The organism is Mariprofundus erugo, assembly GCF_005818865.1.
Classification (GTDB): domain Bacteria; phylum Pseudomonadota; class Zetaproteobacteria; order Mariprofundales; family Mariprofundaceae; genus Mariprofundus; species Mariprofundus erugo.
Genome location: NZ_VBRY01000034.1, coordinates 1 through 448, shown reverse-complemented (window position 1 = coordinate 448; position 448 = coordinate 1). Strand labels below are relative to the sequence as shown.

The 448-nt window shown below is 69.6% G+C and carries 1 pseudogene; it reads left to right on the top strand.

Annotation, left to right across the window (positions count from 1 at the left end):
* Window positions 1–50: 50 nt before the first annotated feature.
* Window positions 51–448 (top strand): annotated as a pseudogene (locus tag FEF65_RS13280) (UDP-N-acetylglucosamine 1-carboxyvinyltransferase); the annotation flags it as partial.

The following is a 448-nucleotide window of genomic DNA, read 5'->3' as shown; positions in this document are numbered from 1 at the left end:
GCCGAAGCCTGACCCCTGCCTGACGGGGCATCCCCCCGTCGCTTCCATCCATGGACAAGCTGCACATCGAAGGCGGCGTACCGCTGGTCGGTCGCGTCAGGATCTCGGGCGCGAAGAACGCCGCCCTGCCCATCCTCTGCGCCGCCATCCTCACGGCGGACACGCTGCAGTTGCGCAACGTGCCGCACCTGCGCGACGTCACCACCATGCTCAACCTGCTCGGGCAGATGGGCGTCACGCTGTCGCTGGACGACAAGTACGGCGTGGCGCTGGGGGGCGGTGGCATCTCCAGCTTCGTCGCACCCTACGATCTGGTGAAGACGATGCGCGCGTCCATCCTCGCCCTCGGGCCCCTCGTGGCCCGCTTCGGCGAGGCGCGGGTGTCGCTGCCGGGTGGCTGCGCGATCGGGATGCGGCCGGTCGACCAGCACATCAAGGGCCTTCAGGC